The sequence below is a fragment of the Streptomyces sp. NPDC054765 genome (genome assembly GCF_053612065.1).
In genome coordinates, this window is the sequence record NZ_JBSHBP010000050.1 from 1 (window position 1) to 19,868 (window position 19,868).

16 protein-coding genes are annotated in these 19,868 nt (G+C 69.4%); 13 read left to right on the top strand and 3 right to left on the bottom strand.

The window, feature by feature from the left end; translation table 11 throughout:
- Positions 1-240: 240 nt before the first annotated feature.
- The gene (locus tag ACWGJY_RS26940) at positions 241-651 is read right to left on the bottom strand and encodes a DUF6314 family protein (RefSeq protein WP_453263431.1); all 411 of its coding nucleotides are present in this window, start codon (positions 649-651) and stop codon (positions 241-243) included.
- Positions 652-1,003: 352 nt separating this feature from the next.
- Here ACWGJY_RS26940 and ACWGJY_RS26945 point away from each other — a divergent pair, with 352 nt between their 5' ends.
- The 13 genes from ACWGJY_RS26945 (at position 1,004) to ACWGJY_RS27005 (ending at position 18,073) form a co-directional block, all read left to right on the top strand.
- Positions 1,004-2,473 carry an aldehyde dehydrogenase family protein gene (locus ACWGJY_RS26945; RefSeq protein ID WP_453263432.1) on the top strand — a complete coding sequence of 490 codons (1,470 nt, stop codon included), beginning with the start codon at positions 1,004-1,006 and terminating at the stop codon, positions 2,471-2,473.
- On the top strand, positions 2,470-4,041 hold the full coding sequence (locus ACWGJY_RS26950) for an APC family permease (protein WP_453263433.1): 1,572 nt from the start codon (positions 2,470-2,472) through the stop codon (positions 4,039-4,041). The genes ACWGJY_RS26945 and ACWGJY_RS26950 overlap by 4 nt, the downstream gene beginning before the upstream one ends.
- 15 nt (positions 4,042-4,056) lie before the next feature.
- Complete coding sequence (locus ACWGJY_RS26955; protein ID WP_453263434.1) at positions 4,057-5,619, top strand: GMC family oxidoreductase; 1,563 nt, start codon at positions 4,057-4,059, stop codon at positions 5,617-5,619.
- A gap of 548 nt (positions 5,620-6,167) precedes the next feature.
- The gene (locus ACWGJY_RS26960; protein ID WP_453263435.1) at positions 6,168-7,115 is read left to right on the top strand and encodes a MurR/RpiR family transcriptional regulator; all 948 of its coding nucleotides are present in this window, start codon (positions 6,168-6,170) and stop codon (positions 7,113-7,115) included.
- A gap of 106 nt (positions 7,116-7,221) precedes the next feature.
- The gene (locus ACWGJY_RS26965; protein WP_453263436.1) at positions 7,222-8,700 is read left to right on the top strand and encodes an APC family permease; all 1,479 of its coding nucleotides are present in this window, start codon (positions 7,222-7,224) and stop codon (positions 8,698-8,700) included.
- Positions 8,697-10,004 (top strand): glutamine synthetase family protein, encoded by a 1,308-nt coding sequence (locus tag ACWGJY_RS26970; RefSeq protein ID WP_453263437.1) that lies wholly within the window; start codon positions 8,697-8,699, stop codon positions 10,002-10,004. The genes ACWGJY_RS26965 and ACWGJY_RS26970 overlap by 4 nt, the downstream gene beginning before the upstream one ends.
- Positions 9,994-11,142, top strand: coding sequence for an amidohydrolase family protein (locus tag ACWGJY_RS26975; protein WP_453263438.1), 1,149 nt, complete (start codon positions 9,994-9,996; stop codon positions 11,140-11,142). Before ACWGJY_RS26970 ends, ACWGJY_RS26975 begins: the two co-directional genes overlap by 11 nt.
- On the top strand, positions 11,139-12,299 hold the full coding sequence (locus tag ACWGJY_RS26980) for a M20 metallopeptidase family protein (RefSeq protein ID WP_453263439.1): 1,161 nt from the start codon (positions 11,139-11,141) through the stop codon (positions 12,297-12,299). Before ACWGJY_RS26975 ends, ACWGJY_RS26980 begins: the two co-directional genes overlap by 4 nt.
- A 156-nt stretch (positions 12,300-12,455) precedes the next feature.
- Entirely contained in the window at positions 12,456-13,709 is a 1,254-nt protein-coding gene (gene rocD / locus ACWGJY_RS26985) for an ornithine--oxo-acid transaminase (RefSeq protein ID WP_453263440.1), read from the top strand.
- A gap of 325 nt (positions 13,710-14,034) precedes the next feature.
- Entirely contained in the window at positions 14,035-14,781 is a 747-nt protein-coding gene (locus tag ACWGJY_RS26990) for an IclR family transcriptional regulator (RefSeq protein WP_453263441.1), read from the top strand.
- Positions 14,778-15,806, top strand: a complete 1,029-nt coding sequence (gene hutG / locus ACWGJY_RS26995) for a formimidoylglutamase (protein WP_453263442.1) — start codon at positions 14,778-14,780, stop codon at positions 15,804-15,806. The genes ACWGJY_RS26990 and hutG overlap by 4 nt, the downstream gene beginning before the upstream one ends.
- 36 nt (positions 15,807-15,842) lie before the next feature.
- A complete protein-coding gene (locus ACWGJY_RS27000; RefSeq protein WP_453263443.1) occupies positions 15,843-17,342 on the top strand; it encodes an ABC transporter substrate-binding protein/permease in 1,500 nt (499 codons plus the stop codon).
- Entirely contained in the window at positions 17,342-18,073 is a 732-nt protein-coding gene (locus ACWGJY_RS27005; protein ID WP_453263444.1) for an amino acid ABC transporter ATP-binding protein, read from the top strand. The genes ACWGJY_RS27000 and ACWGJY_RS27005 overlap by 1 nt, the downstream gene beginning before the upstream one ends.
- A 249-nt stretch (positions 18,074-18,322) precedes the next feature.
- On the opposite strand, the gene ACWGJY_RS27010 is transcribed toward ACWGJY_RS27005, so the two are convergent.
- Both ACWGJY_RS27010 and ACWGJY_RS27015 read right to left on the bottom strand, forming a co-directional pair.
- Positions 18,323-18,913, bottom strand: a complete 591-nt coding sequence (locus tag ACWGJY_RS27010; RefSeq protein ID WP_453263445.1) for a choice-of-anchor C family protein — start codon at positions 18,911-18,913, stop codon at positions 18,323-18,325.
- Between the two features lie 382 nt (positions 18,914-19,295).
- Complete coding sequence (locus tag ACWGJY_RS27015; protein ID WP_453263446.1) at positions 19,296-19,781, bottom strand: Lrp/AsnC family transcriptional regulator; 486 nt, start codon at positions 19,779-19,781, stop codon at positions 19,296-19,298.
- Between the last annotated feature and the right edge of the window lie 87 nt (positions 19,782-19,868).

The window sequence follows — 19,868 nt, forward strand, 5'->3', positions numbered from 1 at the left end:
ACTGCACCGTTTCCCCTCAAGGACTTCCTCAACATCTCCGCACGGGCGAAGCTGCCCGCCCCATCAGCCCAGGCTAACCGCCCGCTGGTCGGCCCCCCCGGGGATCTCTGCCCCGGGGGCGCCGTCCTCGCGTTCGCGCACCGGCCGTCCGCGCACCGGCCGTCCGCGCATCCGCCGAACGGCCGTCCTCGCCGCCGCCCCTGCCGGCCGGGCGCGCGTCCGCGTCCGGCCGCGCCGCACTCACCCCAGCCGCCGGTACTCCGAACTCAGCAGCTGGTCCTTCGCCGGCCCGCCGACCTGCCACCGCAGATGCCAGGTGTCTGTCCCGGCCACAGTGAAGGTGCCCTCGTACCGGTCCTCGGCACAGGGGTGGACGGCGCTCCAGCGGCCGGTCCTGAGGTCGAGGTCGTGGAAGGGCCGGCCGTCGGCGAAGGCGACCTCGGCGGTGCCGTCCGGCCGGGGCCGCAGCCGCAGCGTGCGGCTCGCCGGATGCACCGCCCCGCCCCAGTGGAGCCGCCCTTCCTCAAGGTGCAGCAGCACCTCCCCCGTCGCGTCGGGACGGAACTCGGCGGTGCCGCGGAAGCTGCCCGCTGCGCCGGTCCGCAGGTCGCACACGGTGCGTTCGATGCTCCAGCGGCCGGAAAGGTACACCGCGGCATCGGCGACGGGGTACGGATGCGGCCCTGCGGACGGATGCGGCCCTGCGGACGGATGCGGGGCCTGCCCCGGCTCCCGCCCGTGCCTTCGGCCGGGTTCACTGCCACTTCCCATCCCCCTATTCTCGCGTCCGCCCGCCCACGTCACTCCGTCGGCCCCGCCCGGCGCCGCTCCCCTCTCCCCCGGCCCCTCGTACCGTGCGAAGCCGCACCGGCCGTCTTAATCTCGGGGCAGTGATCGTCACCGAGGTCCACACGGCGGGCCGCCCGTCGGCCTGACGCCGTCGGCCGGGGCCCCGCGCCTGCCGCGACCGCCCCGTACGAGCCCGAAGACCGGAGGCACCAGCATGCCGGAGCTGTTCATCGGAGGTCAGTGGACCGCAGCAGCCGACGGGCAGGCGCGGGAGATCCGTTGCCCGGCCGACGGCACACTGGTCGCGACCGTTGACGAGGGCGGACCGAAGGACGCGGCGGCCGCGATCGGGGCTGCCCGTACGGCCTTCGACGACGGGCCCTGGCCGCGGACGCCGGCGGCCGAGCGCGGCCGGCTCGTACGGCGCGTCGCCGAGCTGCTGGAGCGCGACAGGGACGCACTGGCCAGGGCCGAGTCGCTGGACACCGGCAAACGGCTGGTCGAGAGCGCATACGACATGGACGACATCGCCCGCTGCTTCCGCTACTTCGGCAACCTGGGCGCGGCGGGCGGCACGGACCGGTTGGTGGACGCCGGTGCGGCGGACGTCGACAGCCAGGTGCGGCATGAGCCGGTGGGCGTCTGCGCGCTGATCACCCCGTGGAACTATCCGCTGCTGCAGACCGCCTGGAAGGTCGCGCCCGCCCTGGTCACGGGCAACACCTTCGTCCTGAAGCCCAGTGAGCTGACCCCGCACACCGCCATCCACCTCATGCGGCTGCTGGCCGAGGCCGGGCTGCCGGACGGCGCCGCCAACCTGGTGCTGGGAACCGGCCAGGACGTGGGCGCGCCGCTGACCGAGGACCCACGGGTGGACATGGTGTCCTTCACCGGCGGTCTGCTCACCGGCCGTCGCATCATGGCCGCGGCGGCGCCCACGGTGAAGAAGATCGCCCTGGAGCTGGGCGGCAAGAACCCGAACATCGTCTTCGCGGACGCCGATTTCGACACCGCCGTCGACTACGCGTTGATGGCGGTCTTCCTGCACTCCGGGCAGGTCTGCTCGGCGGGCGCCCGGCTGCTCGTCCAGGAGGAGCTGCACGATGCGTTCGTCGACGAGCTGGTCTCCCGCGCCCGGCGGATCCGGCTCGGCGGACCGTTCGACGAACATGCCCGCTCCGGCCCGCTGATCTCGGCCGCGCACCGCGCGAAGATCGAGGCGTATGTGGCGGCCGGGCTCGACGAGGGCGCCGTGCTGCTCTGCGGTGGCTCCCGGCCCGACGATCCGTCGCTGGCGAACGGCTTCTACTACCTGCCGACGGTGCTGGACGAGTGCACCCCCGACATGTCCGTCGTCCGCGACGAGAGCTTCGGCCCGGTGCTGACCGTCGAGCGGTTCCGGGACGAGGAGGAGGCGGTCTCGCTCGCGAATGACACGGTGTACGGGCTGGCCGGGGCGGTGTGGACGCAGGACGGCGGACGTGCCCACCGGGTCGCCGCCCGGCTGCGCGCGGGAACGGTGTGGATCAACGACTTCCATCCGTATGTGCCGCAGGCGGAGTGGGGCGGAATGAAGCAGTCGGGCATCGGGCGTGAGCTGGGCCCCGCGGGGCTGGCCGAGTACCAGGAGGCCAAGCACATCTGGCGCAATACCGGGCCGCGTCCGCAGAGGTGGTTCGAGTGACCGACGCCGAGTCCCCGCGCCCCGGCACCCGGGCCGACGGTTCGCACGACGACGACTCGCTCGCCGAACTCGGCTACAAGCCGGAGCTCAAGCGCACCCTGGGCAACTTCCACACCTTTGCCGCCGGGATCAGCTATATCTCGATCCTCACCGGTACCTTCCAGCTGTTCTACTTCGGCATCGCGCACGGTGGCCCGGCGTACTGGTGGTCGTGGCCGATGGTCTTCGTCGGGCAGCTGATGGTGGCGCTGTGCTTCTGTGAGCTGGCCGCCCGCTATCCGGTGGCCGGGTCGGTCTACAACTGGTCCAAGAAGCTCGGCGGCCCGCACATCGGCTGGCTCGGCGGCTGGATGATGCTGACCGCCACCATGGTCTCGCTGTCCGCGGTGGCGCTGGCGTACCAGGTGACGCTGCCGCAGATCTCGTCGTGGTTCCAGTTCATCGGCGACGGCACCGGCCAGTCCGTGGCCGCCAACGCCGTGGTGCTCGGCACGATCCTCATCACCTTCACCACCCTGGTCAACGCGTTCGGCGTCAAGCTGATGGCGCGGATCAACTCCGCGGGCGTGGCCATCGAGCTGATCGCCGCCATTGTTCTGGTCATTCTGCTCGCCGCGCACGTCACCCGCGGCCCCGGCGTGGTGTTCAACACCTTCGGTCTGGGCAGCGGCCAGAACCTCGGCTATCTCGGCGCGTTCCTGACCGCGGCACTGGCCTCGGCGTACGTCATGTACGGCTTCGACACGGCCTCGTCGCTCGGTGAGGAGTCCAAGGACCCCGGCCGCAACGCGCCCCGCGCGATCCTGCGGGCGCTGGTCGCGTCCTTTCTCATCGGCGGCCTGATCCTGCTCTTTGCCCTGCTCTCCGTGCCGGATCTGCATGCCGAACAGCTGTCCGTGGACGGCCTGCAGTACGTGGTGCTCTCCACGCTCGGCTCGACGATCGGGCAGATCGTGCTCTGGTGTGTGGTCATCGCGATCACCGTGTGCGAGCTGGCGGTGCACACCGCCGGCATCCGGCTGGCGTTCGCGATGGCACGGGACAACAACCTCCCGGCCGCCTCCCTGCTCGCCAAGGTCAGTCCGCGCTTCCAGACGCCGGTGCTGCCGGCCGTCATCATCGGCCTGGTGGCGATCGGCATCCTGCTCATCAATGTCAACCAGCCGCAGATCTTCTCGGTGATCACCAGTATCGCGATCATCATGATCTATCTGGCCTACCTGGCGGTCACCCTGCCGATGCTCTTCCAGCGGCTGCGCGGCAACTGGACCCCGGCCAAGGGGAAGTTCTCCCTCGGCAAGTTCGGCCTTCCGGTGAACGTCCTCGCCGTGCTCTGGGGCTTCGGGATGTCCCTCAACCTGGCCTGGCCGCGCGCCGCGGTCTACAACGCGACCGGCCCGCAGCACTGGTATCTGCGCTGGGGCGCCTTCTTGTTCGTCGGCGTCGTGGCGATCGGCGGCTTCACCTACTACTGGTTCGTCCAGCGCAAACGCACCGGCGTCCTCGCCATGCACGCCGCTGTCACCCCCGGCAGCGGCACCCCGGGCGGCAGCGCCCCCACCCCCTGACCTGGAGACGGCGCGATGTCCCAAGAAGCTCCTGTGGACGAGTTCGACTATGTCGTGGTCGGCGGCGGCACGGCCGGTGCCGTCGTGGCGGCCCGGCTCAGCGAGGACCCGACGGCCACCGTCTGCCTCCTGGAAGCCGGCCCCTGTGACGTCGGCGACGAGAACGTGCTGCGTCTGGACCGCTGGATGGGGCTGCTGGAGTCCGGCTACGACTGGGACTATCCGGTCGAGCCCCAGGAGAACGGCAACAGCTTCATGCGGCACGCCCGCGCCAAGGTGCTCGGCGGCTGTTCCTCGCACAACTCCTGCATCGCCTTCTGGGCCCCGGCGGAGGATCTCGACGAGTGGGCCGCAATGGGCTGTACGGGCTGGAGCGCGGCCGACTGCTTCCCGCTCTACCAGCGGCTGGAGAACAACGACGCCCCCGGTGACCATCACGGCCGCAACGGCCCGGTCACCCTGCGCACCATCGCGCCCCACGACCCGGGCGGGGTGGCCCTTCTGGAGGCCTGCGCGGCGGCCGGCATCCCGACCACACCGTTCAACACCGGCAGGACCGTGGTCCGGGGCGCGAACTGGTTCCAGATCAACTGCCGTGAGGACGGCACCCGTTCCTCCGCCTCGGTGTCCTACCTCCACCCCGTCATGGGCACCCGTAAGAACCTCGATGTACGCACCGGGCTCCAGGCCAAGCGCCTGAATTTCGATTCCTCCCGGCACTGCACCGGCGTGGACTACCTCGCCCCCGATCTGATCCACACCCGCACCGTCAACGCCCGCCGGGAGACCGTCCTGTCCTGCGGCGCCATCGATTCCCCGAAACTGCTCATGCTCTCCGGCATCGGCCCGGCCACCCATCTGCGGGCCACCGGTATCGAGCCGATCGTCGACTCCCCCGGCGTCGGCTCCTACCTCCAGGACCACCCGGAGGGCGTGATCATGTGGGACGCCAAGCAGCCCATGGTCACCTCGTCCACCCAGTGGTGGGAGATCGGCATCTTCGCCGACACCGAACCCGGCCTCGACCGACCGGACTTGATGTTCCACTACGGCCAGGTGCCCTTCGACATGAATACCTACCGCCGCGGCTACCCCACCTCGGAGAACGCCTTCTGCCTCACCCCGAACGTCACCCGTGCCCGCTCGCTGGGAACGGTCCGGCTGCGTACCCGCGACTTCCGCGACAAGCCCGAGGTCGACCCGCGCTACTTCACCCACGAACACGACATCCGTGTGATGACCCACGGCCTGCGCCTCGCCCGCGAGATCATCTCCCAGACGCCGATGGCCCATTGGGCCGGTACCGAACTCGCCCCCGGTCCGTCCGCCCACTCCGACGCCGACCTGTTCGAGTACATCCGCACCACGCACAACACGGTCTACCACCCCGCCTGCACGGTCCAGATGGGCGCCCCCGATGACCAGGCGACTCCCCTCGACCCCCACCTGCGCGTCAAAGGCGTGACCGGCCTACGGGTGGCCGACGGTTCGGTGATGCCGTTCCTCCCCGCCGTGAATCCGTGCATCACCACCATGATGATCGGGGAGAAGTGTGCGGACCTGATGCGCAGCGACTGATCGCCGGGTCCACGCACACCGACGACCTACGAGGTGGGCTCCCTGCGTCGGCATTGTCCGCATCAGGTGCTAGGGGTCGCCGTCCGGTCTTACGACCTTTCAGCCTCTCAGCCCGGCCTTCCTTCATGTCCTCGGCGGCAACCAGAGCTGCCTTCCCCGAGGCCGGTCCGGCCGGACTCCCTCGCTCGCCCCGTAGGCCTTCGTTCAGCATACTCCCAAACAAAGGGGATGGAGCGGGCAATCCGGACTTTTTCCTGACGCTGCCCGGGGCAGCGAAACCCCTGCTCACCAGGGGTTTTCACGGGAACCCGAGGGGCGCGAACCCTGCGCACACGCCGGCAACCGTGCGTATACGCCAATACTGCGGGGCCGGCTGCGGCCGCCCCCGTCGCCGGACCGGCCTTGAGCCCCCACCACGGTCAGCCGAATGCGCCGACGCCGCGCACGGAGGGCGCGGCCGGCCCCGAAACCCCCATGATCCACTCCGGCACTCGATTTCCCGGCTGTGTCACGATCGTTGCGTCACGCAGGGTGGAGAGGGGACACGCATGGCCGGTCGGGCCAAAGAGCACAGCAACCATACGGAGGGCGGCACGGGCCCGGAGCCGGCGGGGCGCGACGCCGGCTTGGGGGCGACCGTGGCCGAGCGGGTGCGGCGTGTCGAGGGGGGCCTGTCTCCTGCCGAGCGGAAGATCGCTCGGGCGCTGACGGCCAACTACCCGGCGGCCGGGCTGGAGTCCGCTTCGGGGCTCGCCTCCCAGGCCGGCGTCAGTGCACCCACCGTGGTGCGTTTCGTCGCCCGGCTCGGCTTCGACGGCTACCGGCACTTCCAGCAGTCGCTGCGCGAGGAGGTGCAGGCGCGTCACGCCTCGCCGCTGACCCTGGCACCGGTGATCGGCGCGGACTCCCCCACCTCCGAACTGGTCGAGGCGGCGCAGCAGGTGAGCGGTGCGACGCTGGGCCAGACGTTCGCCGCGCTCCCCGAGCCGGAGTTCGACCGGGCGGTCGGTCTGATCTGTGACCCTGCCAAGCGGATCGCCTGCTTCGGCGGGCGCTTCTCGCAGCTCCTGGCCGAGTACCTCGACCTGCATCTACGGCTGCTGCGTCCGGGGACCTTCGTGCACACCGCGATGCCGGGGCGCGATGCGGGATTCCGCCTCGATCTGAGCCGACGGGATGTGTGCGTGGTCTTCGACTTCCGCCGCTACCAGGACGACACCGTGCAACTCGCCAGGTTCGCGCACCAACGCGGGGCCAGGATCGTCCTGTTCACCGATCCGTGGCTCTCACCGGTGGCCGAATTCGCCGAGGTGGTGCTCCCCGCACGGGTCGAGGCACCCAGTCCGTTCGACAGTGCCGTCGCGCCCCTGGCGCTCGTGGAGACCCTGGTTGCCGCCGTGCATGCGCGCCTGGGCCCGGCGGCCGAGGAGCGGATGCGGGCCGCGGAGGAGGCATGGCGCGGAGAGGCCGGCGACGGAAGACCGGCAACTTCCTGAAAAATTCATTTCAACATACCCCTTGACGCTCCACTTGTAATGAATATTTCATGAGGGTGTCTCGGGCCGCGCCCCCTGCGGCCCCCCTCCTGCTCGGGAGTCTGTTGTGCCCGATCATCCTCATCCCTCACGCAAGCTGCGGCTGTGGGAAGCCCTGGCCCTCTCCGTCGGTCTCATGGGGCCGACGCTGGCGATGGGCCTCAACGGGGCCGGCGTCGCGGCCACCGTGGGCAAGGCCGTGCCCCTGGTCTTCCTGCTCGGCCTGCTCGGCGTCGGCCTCGTGGGCTACGGCTTCTGGCGGCTGACCCAGCACTTCCACCATGCCGGCTCCGTCTACGCCCTGGCCGGAGCCACCATCGGGCCCCGCGCCGGCTTCTTCGGCGGGTTCGCCCTGCTCGGCACCTACCTCGCCTTCCTCGTGTGCACGCTCGCCGCGACCGGGGTCTTCGCCCATGCGTTTCTGCACGCTCTGGGCATGACCTCCACCGGCCCGTGGGCGGTCGTAGCGATCGTTGCCGCCTTGGGCGTCACCCTGCTCAACTCACGTGACACCCGCCTCACCGCCCGCACCCTGCTGATCACCGAAGGCATCGGCATCGCGGCCATGCTGGTCCTCGCCCTCGTCGTCATCGGGCGTACCGGCACCGGTTCGGCCCCTCGCCACCAGTCCTTGGACCTGTCGGTCTTCACCCCCGGCGGAGCCACCTTCGGCACCATCATGACGGCGACCGTCTTCGCCTTCCTGTCCTGGGCGGGATTCGAGGCGTGCGCGTCACTGGGCGAGGAGACCGACGACCCCAAGCGCAACATCCCGCGCGCCCTGGCGGGAAGTGTGCTGCTCACCGGCGCCCTGTACATCCTGATGATGTTCGTCCAGACCATAGGGTTCGGCACCGACGGCAAGGGCGTGAAGGAGTTCGCCGGGGCGGAATCGGCTCTGGTGACGCTCTCCGACAGCTACCTCGGCGCCTGGTTCTCGCTCGTCATCGCCTTCACCGCGGTCGCCTCGGCCTTCGCCGCTGCGCTGTCGTCGTCCGCCGCCGCCGCGCGCATGGTCTCCGCGCTGGCCCGTGACGGCTTCGGTCCGGCCTGGCTCGCCCGCACCGAGCCGGTCACCGGCGCCCCCACCACGGCCCTACGGCTGTGCGGGGCCCTGGCCGCCGCGCTCACGGTCGTCATGTACGGCCTGGGCACCTCCGCCTTCGACACCTACTACTGGTTCGCGACCATCGGCGTGCTGTGCGTCCTGGTCGCCTACGCGGTAGCCGGTGCCGGCGTGATCGTCTTCACCCTCTCCCGCCGCGGCACCATCCCCCGCCGCGAACTGGTCGTCCCGCTCGCCGGTCTCGGCTACCTCTGCTTCGTCTTCTACCAGCAGTCCACCGGCCAGAGCGCGCCCTACACCTACTTCCCCTGGATCGTCGCCGCCTGGTGCGCGACAGGTCTCGCCGTGATCCTCCTCGCCCCCTCCCTCGCCGAGCGCATCGGCGCCCGTCTCACCGGTGAACTGAACGGGGGTCAGGGCCTCCGCCAGGAGCAGAGCCCCGAACCTCCTGCCGCCGACAGCATGAAGGTGATCTCATGACTCCCCGCACCGACGACTACGCGACCGTCTTCGTCGCCACCTGCGATCTGGCCGGTCAGGTACGGGGACGTGCCGTGCCGCCTTCGGAACACGACTCGGTCCTGCGCAGCGGCACCGGCTGGGTTCCCGCGAACCTTGCGATCTCCTCGTTCGGGCCGATCGCGCCCGACAACGTCTTCGGCTCCCGGGGCGACCTGCGGCTGGTCCCCGACGCCGGCACCGCGGTCGGCATCCCGGCGGACGGCGCTGCTCCGGGGATGCTGCTCTACCTCGCCGACCAGACACTGCCGGACGGACAGCCCTGGGCGTGCTGCCCGCGCACCTTCCTGCGGGACACCCTCTCGGAGCTGCGTGAACGCACCGGTCTGGAGGTCGTGGCCGCCTTCGAGCACGAGTTCGTGCTCGACGGCCTGCCCGAGAGCGCCCCGTTCTCACTGCGGCGCTTCCGGGAGGCCGAACCCTTCGGATCCGATCTGGTACGGCTGCTGGAGCACGCCGGCCTCGAACCGGAGACCTGGATTCCCGAGTACGGGGACGGCCAGTTCGAGGTCACCCTGCGCCCCGCCGCTGCCGCGGTCGCGGCCGACCGGGCCGTCCTCCTCAAGGAACTCGTCCGCGACCTGGCCCGCCGCCGTGGTCTGCCCGTCACCTTCGCCCCGCTCCTGGACGCCGACGGAGTGGGCAACGGCGTCCACCTCCATCTGAGTCTGCGCGACGCCGACGGCCACCCCGTGCTGTACGACCCGCAGCGCCCCGGCCGGCTCTCCGCCCTCGGCGCCCGTTTCAGTGCCGGCGTCCTGGCCCATGCCCCGGCACTCACGGCCCTGACCGCGCCGAGCCCGGTGTCCTTCCTGCGCCTGGCCCCGAACCGGTGGAGCGCCGCCGGGGCGTTCCTGGCCGAGCGCAACCGCGAGGCGCTGCTGCGCATCTGCCCCACCACCGAGCTCGCCGGATCCGGCCCCGCCGGCCAGTTCAACCTCGAATACCGCGCCGCCGATGCCACGGCCAACCCCTGGCTCGCCCTGGCCGTCCTCGTCCGGGCCGGTCTGTCCGGTCTCACCGGGGAGTACGACGAACCCACCGTGTGGCCCGAGGACTCCGACCGGTCCGATCTCGCGCTGGTGCCGCCCCTGCCCGGCACCCTCGACGAGGCCCTGGAGGCCCTGGAGAAGGACCACATCGTCCGGTCCTGGTTCGATCCACGGCTGCTGGCCACCCACCTCTCGGTCAAACGGTCCGAACTCGCCCAGCTCAACGGCCTGGACGACGCGGCACGCATTCGGAAGGTCCGCAATGTCTACTGAACGACTCCTCGCGGAGATCGCACGGCTTCCCCTGGTGGACCACCACGTCCACGGCGCCCTCCGTCACGACGCCGACCGCTCCGCCCTGGAGCAGATGCTCACCGAGTCCGACCGCCCGATCCCGCCGTGGATGACCCAGTTCGACTCGCAGATCGGCTTCGCCGTCCGCCGCTGGTGCGCCCCGGTCCTCGGCCTCGAACCCCACACCGATCCCGAGACGTACCTGGCCAGGCGCTCCGAACTCGGCACCGACGAGGTCAACCGGAGACTGCTCGAAGCCTCGGGCATCGGCCACTACTTGCTGGAGACCGGCTACAAAGGGGAGGACATCCTCGACCCCCTGGGCATGGCGGCCGCCTCAGGACGCCGCGTCGACGAGGTGGTGCGCCTGGAAACCGTGCTGGAGGACGTGGCGCGCTCCGGTGTCACCGCCGCCGGACTCCCCGACCGGTTCCGGGAAACCCTGACCGCACGCACCGCCACCGCGGTCGGCCTCAAAAGCATCATCGCCTACCGCCAGGGCTTCGACTTCGAGCCCGAACGCCCCGACGATCACGAGGTGGCCGCCGCCGCAGGCGCCTGGCTCGCCGAGTGCGAAGCCACCGACACCTTCCGCGTCAGCCACCCGGTACTGCTGCGCTTCGCCCTGTGGTGCGGTGTCGACCGCGGTCTGCCGATCCAGCTGCACGCCGGCTACGGCGACCCGGACATCGAACTCCACCGCTGTGACCCGCTGTTGCTCACCCGGTTCATCAAGAACGTGGAACCGCACGGCACCGACCTGCTGCTGTTGCACTGCTACCCCTTCCAGCGCAACGCGGGCTACCTCGCCCAGGTGTTCCCGCACGTGTACTTCGACGTCGGCCTCGGCATCAACTACACCGGCGTGCGCTCCGACGCCATCATCGCCGAATCACTGGAGCTCGCCCCCTTCGCCAAGATCCTCTTCTCCTCCGACGCCTGGGGGCCGCCGGAACTGCATCACCTCGGCGCCCTGCTGTGGCGTCGCGGCATGGCCAGGACCATCGCCGCGTGGACCGAGAGCGGAGAGTGGGACGTCGAGGAAGCCCTCAAGGTGGTGCGCATGATCGGCCACGACAACGCCCGCCGCGTCTACCGCCTGGAGGCCCGTACATGACCGGCCACCACCTGCCTGCGCTGACCGCCGCGCTCGACGAGGAACTGCCGGCCGCCGCGGCACTGCGCCACCGCATCCACGCCCGCCCCTGCCTGTCCGGCGCCGAAGCCGCCACCCGCGACCTCCTGCTCGCCGCACTGCCCGCAGGCTCCACCACCAAGGTCGCCGACACCGGTGCCGTCATCCGGATCGGCGGACCGGGCCCCGCCGTCGCAGTCCGCGCCGAACTCGATGCCCTCCCGGTACAGGAGAAGACCGGCGTCGCATGGACGTCCGAACACCCCGGCCTCATGCACGCCTGCGGCCACGACGTACACCTGGCCGCGCTCACCGCCCTTGCCCGAGCCCTCGACCGCACCGGCGGCCCGGCCCCGCTGCTGGCCGTCCTGCAACCGAGGGAGGAGGCCTACCCTTCCGGCGCCCAGGACATCGTCGAGGACGGCATCCTCGACCGGGAGCAGTGCCGGGCGGTGATCGGGGCGCATGTGCAGCCCCTGCTGCCGCCTGGCACCGTCGCCTGCACCCCCGGCGGCGTCAACGCCTCGTCCGACGAGTTCACGATCACGGTGCGGGGCCGCAGCGGCCACGCCGCCTACCCGCACCTCACCCGCGACCCCGTCGTCACCCTGGCCCATATCGTCGTCGCCCTGCAGAGCCTGGTCAGCCGCGGTATCGACCCCATGTCCCACGTCGTACTCACGGTCAGCACCCTGGCGGCCGGTACCGCCGCCAACGTCATCCCCGGCACTGCCGAAGCCCGCGGCACACTGCGCGCGCTGGGCAACGACGACCGCGAGATGCTGCACACCCGGCTGGCCGAGGTCGCCGGACTGGTGGCACAGACCCACGGCTGCACCGCGCAGGTGGACATCACCCGCGGAGAGCCCGTGCTCGACAACGACCCGGCGCTGACCGCCGCCACAAGACCGCTGCTCGGCACGCTCGGCCTGAGCGTCAGTGACGACCTGCGGTCAGCCGGCTCGGACGACTTCTCCTTCTTCTGCGCACACCTGCCGTCGCTGATGCTGTTCGTCGGCACCCACGGCGGCACCGAACAACTCCACTCGCCCACGTTCCTGCCCCCCGACGAGCGGATCCGCGACGTCGCGCACGCCATGCTCGCCGGCTACCTGGCTGCCGCAGAATCGATCGTCTGAACTCCCCGGCGTCTTCGCACCCTTCACACACACTCACCGATCACACACACCGAACCGAACGCCTCAACTCCCCGACACCTTCGCGCCCTTCACACACCGGGCCGAACGCCTCGACTCTCCGGAGTCTTCGCACCCTTCGCACGCAAGGACCGCCTCATGACCACCACCGAAACGCACGGCACGCCCCACCCCCGCCCCGGCTCCACGACACAGCACCATGTGTCCCTGGCCGAGACGGCCACCGCCCACAACTACCACCCCCTGCCCGTGGTGCTGGCCTCCGGCCAGGGCGCCTGGGTCACCGATGTCGAGGGCCGCCGTTACCTGGACTGCCTGGCCGGATACTCGGCCCTGAACTTCGGCCACGCCCACCCCCAGCTGACGGCCGCGGCCCAGGAGCAGCTGGCCCGCCTCACCCTGACCAGCCGGGCGTTCCACAACGACCGCCTCGGTCCGTTCTGCCAAGACCTCGCCGACCTGGCCGGTATGGACCTCGTGCTGCCGATGAACACCGGTGCCGAGGCCGTCGAGACCGCGATCAAGGTCGCCCGCAAATGGGGCTATGAACGCAAGGGCGTAGCCCCGGACCGCGCCACCATCATCGTCGCCGACGGCAACTTCCACGGGCGCACCACCACGATCGTCAGCTTCTCCACCGACCCCGTCGCCCGCGACGGCTTCGGCCCCTTCACCCCCGGCTTCCGTACCGTCCCCTACGGTGACAGCGCGGCGCTGGAAGCGGCGGTCGACGAGAACACCGTGGCCGTGCTTCTCGAACCCATCCAGGGTGAGGCCGGCGTGCTCATCCCCCCGCCGGGCTACCTCCACGCTGTGCGGGAGGTGTGCAGCCGCAAGAACGCGTTGTTCATCGCGGACGAGATCCAGTCCGGACTCGGCCGTACCGGCACCACGTTCGCCTGCGACGCCGAGGGCGTCACCCCCGACATCTATATCCTCGGCAAGGCCCTTGGCGGAGGCATCGTGCCGGTGTCCGCCGTGGTCTCCAGCCATGACATCCTCGGCGTCATCCGCCCCGGCAACCACGGCTCCACCTTCGGTGGCAACCCCCTCGCCGCCGCCGTCGGCCATGCCGTGGTCGGGTTGCTGCGCAGCGGTGAGTACCAGGCCAGGGCGGCCGCACTGGGCGAGCGGCTGCGCGGCCGGCTGGAGGATCTGACCGGCCACGGCGTGGTCGCGGTCAGGTCCCGTGGTTTGTGGGCCGGCATCGATCTCGACCCCGCACTGATCACCGGACGCGATGCCTGTATGCAGCTCCTGGACCGCGGTGTGCTCGCCAAGGACACCCACGGCTCCACTCTCCGGCTCGCCCCGCCACTCGTCATCGAGTCCGGCCAACTGGACTGGATGTGCGATCAGTTGGGAGACGTCCTGGCACAGGCGGGCGCCTGAGGTCCGGCGGGCAGGGGCGGACGGTGTCACGCAAAGAGGGTCGTGACCGTGGTCACGACCCTCTTTGTACGCGCTTGCGGGACGTGTCCGAGGGGGACACGTCCCGGCCACCCGTATCAGGAGCCGGCACTGGGACTCGATCAGGTCGAAGTCGAAGTCGATGAAATTGACGGGTGACGAGTGACGGGTGACCGGCGACCGGCGACCGGCGACTGATGGCTGATGGCTGGTTGAACCGGCCGTCTCCCACTGATCAAGAGAAAAATTCCCACTCACTGGAAGACCGGACCCCTAGCCTCCGGTTTTTCGCTCTATATTCCGGCAGGTGACCACCAAGAAGACCGCGCACGGGCCGGGCCACAGGACCGGAGTCATTCTGGCGGCGTTCGCCGGGCAGACGTCCATGACCGCTCAAGGCATCGCCCGGCACACCGGCATTCCCATCAGCGCCGTGTACCGGCACCTGCAGGATTTGGTGCGCCTCGGCCTCGTCAGCCCGACCCGGACGCACGGCCGATACTGCGCGGGGTCACTCACGGTGCAGATGGCGGAGAACTACCGGCGCGGGATGCTCCACGGCGGGACGGTGCAGCGCCGACTGGCCCGGTTGGCGTCCGACACCGATGAGCTGGCGGCCTTCCTCATCCCCAGCGGCCCTCACGTGGTGTGCGTCGACGTCGCCGAGGGCTCGCGCGTGATCAAGTGCAGCTTCTCCCCCGGTCTGAGCCAGCCGCTGACCCTCGGCGCGAGCGCGCAGGCGATCCTTGCCCACCTGCCGGAAGAGCGCGTCGCCGAAGTCTGCGCCGCGCACCGGCTGGGCCCCGAAGAGGTCGAGTCGCTGCTCATCAGCCTCCACCATGTCCGCGAGCGGGGATACGCGATGAGCGCGGGCGTCGTGGACGAGGGCGTGTGGGGTGTCAGCGTTCCGGTCTTCGACCGGTTAGGGCAGGTCACCGGAGCGGTCAGCACCATGGCGCCGGAGTTCCGGGTCCATGGCAGCCAGCAGGCCCTGCTCACCTTTACCCACGCCGCAGCCCAGGACATCAGCCGCCTTGAGGAACTCCCGCCATGACGATAACGAACACCGGCCGCAGCGCTGTCCCGGCCCCGGCCGCCATCCCGGCCCGACCTGTCTGGGCCGGCCGCGTTGACGGGCCGGGGCCGGAGCACCGGCGCTGGCACTCCACGGTCGGCGCGGCCGATCCGCAGGCCCTGGGAGTGGCCCTGATCGGCTTCCGCAGTGACGAGGGCGTCCGCCGGAACGGGGGCCGGCCAGGAGCCGCGGACGGGCCGGGAGAGATACGCCGAGCGCTCGCCTCCAAGGCCCTGCACGCCGACCTCGTCGTCCACGAGGCGGGCGACATATGCGTAGACGGTCACGATCTGGAGGCCGGGCACGACAGCCTGGCTTCCGCCATCGGTTCACTCGTCCGCGCGGGCCACCTGCCCATTGTGCTGGGCGGGGGCCATGAGACGGCCTACGGGTCCTACCGGGGACTCGCCGAGGGCGGGGCCCTCGAAGGACGGCGTCTGGGGATCCTCAACCTCGATGCGCACTTCGACCTGCGCGCGGCGGAGCAGGCCACCTCCGGCACCCCCTTCCTCCAGATCGCCGGACTCGAGGCTGCGCGCGGCGCCGACTTCACCTACGCGGTGGTGGGCATCAGCGAGTCGAGCAATACCGCCGCCCTGTTCCGCACGGCGGCCGCCTGGGACGTGGCGTACCTGACGGACGAGCAGTCCCAGGAGCGCCACCTGGACGAGGTGCTCGGGTTCGTCGCCCGTTTCGTCGACTCCGTCGATGTCCTCTACCTCACCATCGACCTCGATGTCCTGCCCGCCGGTGCCGCCCCCGGCGTCAGCGCCTCGGCCGCACTCGGCGTACCCGCGACGGTTGTCGTCGAAATCTGCAAGGCGGTCGCGGCGAGCCCGAAGCTGGCGCTGCTCGACGTCGTGGAACTCAGCCCGGCTCACGACCAGGATCACCGAACGGCGAACCTTGCGGCCCGCCTCGTCCACACCGTGGCGGTCACCGCCGACGCCACCCGCCATCCGTCACGCGGGCGCGCTGCCGCAGACCGCGTCCGCGTGAGCTGAACCCGCCCACCACACCGAGCCAGAACGGAGTTCACCATGGTAAGAGCGCCCCTGAGGCGAAGGAAAGTCGCAGCCGTCCTGGCCGGGCTCGTCGCCTGCGTCACGCTGCTGATGGGTGTCTCACCGGCCGCCGCGGAGGACAAGGGCAAGGGGGCCGGCAAGCTCGAACGGCTGCGTTCGGGCCAGGCGACCCTGCGCGTGGGCACCGATGCGACCTTCCCGCCCTTCGAGTTCACCGACGCCAAGGGCCACAAGCAGGGCTTCGACATCGAGCTGGTCCGAGCGCTGGCCGAACGCGCGGGGATCAAGAAAGTCTCCTTCCTGCAGATGCCGTTCGGGAACATCGTCCCGGCCCTGCAGGCCCAGCAGGTGGACATGGGCGCCTCGGGGATCTACATCAACGACGAGCGCGCCAGGGTCGTGGACTTCACCGATGTGTACTACCCGGGCGGGCTCGTGATGTTCGTCGCGGAGAAGAACGACTCGGTCAAGTCTCTGGCCGATCTGGCCGGGAAGCGCGTCGCGGTGCAGGTCGGTACCAAGTCGGTCGAGTGGCTCAAGGAACATCAGCCCCGGGCCCAGCTGATCACGGTGCAGACGAACGAGCAGATGTTCTCATCGGTCAAGCTGGGCCAGGCCGACGCAGTCGTCACCGGCGGTCCGGCCGGGCAGTACTTCATCGCCCAGCACGGCGGCCTCAAGCAGGTCGGCAAGCGGCTGACGCACGAGAACTACGGTTACGCCCTTCCGAAGTCCGACGGCGAGGTGACCGCGGCGTTCAACTCCGCCCTTCAGAAGATGAAGGACGACGGCTCGTACACCGCGCTGACCAAGAAGTGGTTCTCGGCGCAGAGCGGTACGGGCGCAAAGAAGGCACGTCCGCTCTTCAATCCGCAGACCATCGTGGAGTCGTGGAAGCAAATCCAAAGCGGCCTCCTGGTGAGCATCGCGGTGATCCTCATGTCGCTGTGCCTGAGCCTCGTGCTCGGCATGGCCGGCGGGTTGGCAAAGCTGAGCAGGGTCCTGCCTCTGCGCTGGCTCGGCAGCGCCTATGTCTCTGTGATCCGCGGAACACCGTTCGTGGTCCAGCTGTTCTTCCTCTATTTCGGTCTGCCCCAGCTCGGGCTGCAATTGCCGCCCATGGTCGCGGGCGTCCTGGCGCTCGGTCTCTACAGCGGCTCGTACGTCACCGAGATCTTCCGCGGAGCCGTACAGGCGGTGGACCGCGGCCAGATCGAGGCCGCCAGGTCCTGCGGGATGTCCCATGCCGCGGCCATGCGCCATGTCGTCGTCCCGCAGGCGTTCCTTCGGATGCTGCCTCCGCTGGGCAACGAGTTCGTGTCACTGACCAAGAACTCCGCGCTGGTCTCGTTCATCACGATCGGCGAGCTTTTCCTGGTGGGGCAGACGATCATTTCCAGGACCTTCGACGCCCTGACCGTCTATCTCTTCATAGGCCTTCTCTACTACGCCCTTACCAGCATCATCGGGGCCACTACCCACGCAATCGAGAAGAAGATGGCGGTGTACGTCTGATGGCAATCCTGGAAACCTCCGGAATGACCAAGGCGTACGGCGAGCACCAGGTGCTTCGGGGCGTCGATTTCGCCATCGAGCCCGGACAGGTAGTGGCCGTGATCGGGCCGAGCGGCGGCGGCAAGTCAACCTTCCTGCGCTGCCTCAACCTGCTGGAAATACCGACCGCGGGGCGTGTCGTGTTCGCCGGCGAGGAGCTCAGCGCGACCGAGTCGAACCTCGACCGGCTGCGGGCCCGGATGGGCATGGTCTTCCAGCAGTTCAACCTCTTCCCGCACATGACAGTGCTGCGCAACGTGGTACTGCCCCAGATGAACGTGCTCGGAAGGACCCGCGAGGAGGCGGAGCGCAGGGGCCGCGCCCTGCTGGACCGGGTCGGCATGCTCAGGTTCGAGGACTCCTATCCCAACCGGCTGTCGGGTGGGCAGAAGCAGCGCGTCGCCATCGCGCGGGCCGTGGCGATGGACCCCGAACTCATGCTGTTCGACGAGCCGACGTCCGCGCTGGACCCGGAAGTCGTCCATGACGTCCTCGAAGCCATGACCGACCTTGCCCAGGACGGCATGACCATGGTCGTGGTGACCCACGAAATGGGGTTCGCGCGCAAGGTGGCCGACCGCGTCGTCTTCATCGACGGCGGCCGGATCGCCGCGGATCTGCCGCCAGAGGAGTTCTTCTCCGAGCAGAACGACAACGAACGGATCCGGACCTTCCTGGCCAAGGTGCTGTAGGGGAGCCGTGACCGGGGCCGGCCTCGGGAGAACGTACCGGGCCTGATCGCCAGACCTCAGCTCAGACCGCTTCGGCCCCGGCCTCCACTCTCGGAGGCCGGGGCTCGGTGCTGTTCGGGCACGGACAGCACAGCACGCCGCACCGCAGGATCACGTTCGCGTACGGCGTCGCCTCCTCGGGTCCGGCCTCGAGTCAGCCTGTCGGCCACGGTCGGCGGCTCGCTCGCGGACGAGCCGTCGGGGCTTCGGTCAGCCGGAGCAGGAAGAGCAGGGGCAGCAGGACCCGACCCTCACGTTGTCGATCACCGGACCGTAGGCACCGCCGGCAGTGGTGCTGGTGAACGACAAGGTCGTGGAGGCACCGGTGGCCACGAACGTCACCTGACGCCCCACGTAACCCATCCGGGCAAATGTCTTGCCCGTGGTGTCGAACGAGAAGTCCTGGAAGTTCTGCCCGTCAATGAGCACCTGACCTGTCTTCACGCCCTGATTGCCCGCCGGGTTGCCGGCCAGCGCGTAGGAGACCGTGTACGTCTTGCCCGCTGTCGTCGCGAAGGTCTGCGACACCTTGCCTGGGCCCGCGCCGTTGAGATCGACGGACTGCCCCCCGTCAGCCGCCTGCCAAAAGCCGCTGCCGATCAGGTCCACCGAACCACTGTCGACCGTCCAGGGACCGATGGACTGCCCCGCCGTCAGCTCACTGAAGGAGTTCGCAGGCGCGGTCGGGTATTCGAAGCTGCCGTCATCGAGCGCGACCGGGGCCGCCAGCGCGGTACCGGGCAGGAGAGCCAGCAGGCCGGCAGCGGCAACGGTTGCGACGGATGCGCGTAAGGCCACCATGAGTTCCTCCAGGTGAGAAGGGCGTTCGGGTGTACTGGCGGAGCACACGAAGTCTGTAGCACGGGCCTCGCCAGGAACAGATCACGAAGACGGCGCCCGGGGGTAACGGCCCTGGTGAGTTCGCCATCGCGCGCCGCGCTCACACATCAGCACGCCGATAAAAATCAGCCAGGGCCGACCGCGGACACATCACCAACTGCGAGTGGCGGCCGACTGATCAGAGGCCGTTCCGCTCGTTCCCCGTCTTCCTCCACCAGGCTGACGGACGATCAACCGCGACGATCACAGCCTCCGACCGGCCCGCTCACACCCCCGGCGACCTCACACCAGAACCTCCCTCCTGCATCAGGAGGGAGGGCGCTCAAAAGCCCGCTACCGGACCTCAACTGACCTCGTCCGTTGGCGAGATGAGCGCTTCAGTGATCACACGACTGCGCACGCTCGTCGAGTACACGACCATGGTCGTCGTCGAGCCGATCCGGGCGATTCGCGAGGTGACCTCTTCCAGATGCGCCATGGACTGCGCCGCGACCTTGGCGACGAAGCAGTCGCTGCCCGTTACGTGGTGGCACTCCAGGACCTCCGGGCAGTCGTGGAGGATGCCCGCATAGTCACGGAAGTCGCTCGTGGGATAGCGGATGTTGACGAAGGCGAGGATCGGCAGGCCCAGCCGGTCCAAATTGAGCCGCGCCTGGTAGCCCTCGATGATGCCCCGCTGTTCCAGGCGCCTGACCCGCTCGGCGACCGCGGGTGGGGTCAGAGCGATCCGGCGGCCCAGTTCACTGAAGCTGATGCGGGCGTTCTCCTGGAGCTCGGCCAGGATCCGCCAGTCGGTGACATCAAGGTCGTCTTTCAAATCAATAGCCATCAGTCAATTATGCGAATAATTCAACAGCGAAACAAGGAATACCCTTAATGATCTCCCTGTCCAATCGGCAGTGGACGCCCATAGTCT

Excerpts from the sequence above, each read along its gene's own strand:
- ACWGJY_RS26970 (WP_453263437.1), top strand. The coding sequence starts at position 8,697 with ATGACTCCCCGCACCGACGACTACGCGACCGTCTTCGTCGCCACCTGC.
- ACWGJY_RS26975 (WP_453263438.1), top strand. The coding sequence starts at position 9,994 with ATGTCTACTGAACGACTCCTCGCGGAGATCGCACGGCTTCCCCTGGTG.
- ACWGJY_RS27015 (WP_453263446.1), bottom strand. The coding sequence starts at position 19,781 with ATGGCTATTGATTTGAAAGACGACCTTGATGTCACCGACTGGCGGATC.
- rocD (WP_453263440.1), top strand. The coding sequence starts at position 12,456 with ATGACCACCACCGAAACGCACGGCACGCCCCACCCCCGCCCCGGCTCC.
- ACWGJY_RS27000 (WP_453263443.1), top strand. The coding sequence starts at position 15,843 with ATGGTAAGAGCGCCCCTGAGGCGAAGGAAAGTCGCAGCCGTCCTGGCC.
- ACWGJY_RS26945 (WP_453263432.1), top strand. The coding sequence starts at position 1,004 with ATGCCGGAGCTGTTCATCGGAGGTCAGTGGACCGCAGCAGCCGACGGG.
- ACWGJY_RS27010 (WP_453263445.1), bottom strand. The coding sequence starts at position 18,913 with ATGGTGGCCTTACGCGCATCCGTCGCAACCGTTGCCGCTGCCGGCCTG.
- ACWGJY_RS26960 (WP_453263435.1), top strand. The coding sequence starts at position 6,168 with ATGGCCGGTCGGGCCAAAGAGCACAGCAACCATACGGAGGGCGGCACG.
- ACWGJY_RS26980 (WP_453263439.1), top strand. The coding sequence starts at position 11,139 with ATGACCGGCCACCACCTGCCTGCGCTGACCGCCGCGCTCGACGAGGAA.
- ACWGJY_RS26955 (WP_453263434.1), top strand. The coding sequence starts at position 4,057 with ATGTCCCAAGAAGCTCCTGTGGACGAGTTCGACTATGTCGTGGTCGGC.
- hutG (WP_453263442.1), top strand. The coding sequence starts at position 14,778 with ATGACGATAACGAACACCGGCCGCAGCGCTGTCCCGGCCCCGGCCGCC.
- ACWGJY_RS27005 (WP_453263444.1), top strand. The coding sequence starts at position 17,342 with ATGGCAATCCTGGAAACCTCCGGAATGACCAAGGCGTACGGCGAGCAC.